Source organism: Blastomonas sp. (assembly GCF_041747255.1).
Taxonomy (GTDB): domain Bacteria; phylum Pseudomonadota; class Alphaproteobacteria; order Sphingomonadales; family Sphingomonadaceae; genus Blastomonas.
In genome coordinates, this window is sequence record NZ_JBGTFM010000089.1 from 1 (window position 1) to 1,520 (window position 1,520).

Below are 1,520 nucleotides of genomic sequence, written 5' to 3' on the forward strand. Positions count from 1 at the left end.
CTGGACATTCGCCCGGCCTATATCCGCGCGAAGGCGATCGACGACGCGCTGATCGCCGCCCAAAGCTCCGGGGACGCCAAGGCGGCTGAAGCGCAAGGACCAGCGGCATGATCGAAGCGACCGGCGGATGCCATTGCGGCGCGGTGCGTTATGCGGTTGCCGCTCCTGCGGATGATGCAGAGGCTCCGCGCACCGCACTGTGCCATTGCAGCGATTGTCAGCACTGCGCCGGGGCTCCGGTGGTGGGCTGGACGGCAGTGTCCAGCGGCAGCTTCCGCCTCGTCAGCGGCACGCCTGCAGTCTATCGTTCGTCCGAACATGCCCAGCGCAGCTTTTGCCCGCAGTGCGGAACCGGGCTGTTCTATGTAAACGAGGTGGTGTTGCCGGGCATCGTCGACATCCAGACCGCGACCTTCGATGACGCCAATGCGTTCCCGGCGATGGCGCATATCCAGACCGCCGAGCAGCTGGCGTGGATGGGGACCGCGCACGAGCTGCCCGCTTTCGAGCGTTACCCGGAGGGTTAAGCCGTTCGACTGGAATTGCATGGCTTGTCGCGGATCGTCGCAGGGCTTATGTTGATCTCATGACCATCGCTTCAACCGCACAACCGGCCACCGCCGATATTATCCTCACCGTCAGCGCCGCCAGCCGTGTCGCCGCGATTGCCGCCAAGCAGGGCAAGCCCGCGATCCTGCGGCTGTCGGTCGAAGGCGGCGGTTGCTCGGGCTTTCAATATCGCTTCGGCCTCGCCGTTGCCCCCGAGGATGGAGATACCGTGGCGCGCCAGGATGGCGTATCGCTGGTGGTCGATGAGATTAGCCTCGATCTGGTGCGCGGCAGCGCGGTCGATTTCGTTGAATCCCTTGGCGGTGCCGCCTTTCAGGTCACCAACCCCAACGCGGCATCGGGCTGCGGCTGCGGCTCCAGCTTCTCAGTCTGAACCGTGTTGGCGTGGCGGGCGCGGGGGTGGCGGGCGACGCTAACGGCATGACAGCGATCAACCAGCGCCCCGTGTCAGGCCGGCGCTAGCGCGCGATCATTCATAAAGCCGTCGATACCGAGGAGCTTGCCTGAACAGGGTCATTCCAATCAATCGGGCACCACGATCCGCCGGATCGCCTCGCCGCTTGCGCGGTCACAACGGGTTGCCATCCTTGTCGCGGAGCACTTCGCGGCGGCCGACGTGGCTCGGGGCGCTGATATAGCCGTCCTCTTCCATGCGGTCGATCAGCCGGGCGGCGCTGTTGTAGCCGATGCGTAGCTGGCGTTGCAGCCAGCTGGTCGATGCCTTCTGGCTTTCGAACACGATCTGGCAGGCGCTGCGATAGATCTGCTCCTCGGGGCTGTCGTCAAGGCTCGCGCCATCGAGCGCGAAGCCGCCATCCTCGGGTTCTTCGGTCACCGCCTGCACATAATCGGGCGCGCCCTGCGTGCGCCAGTGGTCGGCACCGCGGCGCACCTCCTCCTCAGAGACAAACGGCCCGTGAACGCGCTCGACCTGCTTGCCGCCCGACATA

3 protein-coding genes are annotated in these 1,520 nt (G+C 65.5%); 2 read left to right on the forward strand and 1 reads right to left on the reverse strand.

What is annotated here, in order from left to right; genetic code table 11:
- Positions 1 to 107 precede the first annotated feature (107 nt).
- A complete protein-coding gene (locus ACEW8G_RS03085; RefSeq protein ID WP_373486979.1) occupies positions 108 to 527 on the forward strand; it encodes a GFA family protein in 420 nt (139 codons plus the stop codon).
- Between the two features lie 59 nt (positions 528 to 586).
- Complete coding sequence (locus ACEW8G_RS03090) at positions 587 to 943, forward strand: HesB/IscA family protein (protein ID WP_373486980.1); 357 nt, start codon at positions 587 to 589, stop codon at positions 941 to 943.
- Between the two features lie 195 nt (positions 944 to 1,138).
- On the opposite strand, the gene ACEW8G_RS03095 is transcribed toward ACEW8G_RS03090, so the two are convergent.
- Positions 1,139 to 1,520 (reverse strand): DNA translocase FtsK (locus tag ACEW8G_RS03095; RefSeq protein WP_373486981.1); only part of this gene is annotated, 382 nt, incomplete at its 5' end.

What these genes read in the sequence shown, in the direction of transcription:
- ACEW8G_RS03090 (WP_373486980.1), top strand. Translation starts at nt 587, where the DNA reads ATGACCATCGCTTCAACCGCACAACCGGCCACCGCCGATATTATCCTC.
- ACEW8G_RS03085 (WP_373486979.1), top strand. Translation starts at nt 108, where the DNA reads ATGATCGAAGCGACCGGCGGATGCCATTGCGGCGCGGTGCGTTATGCG.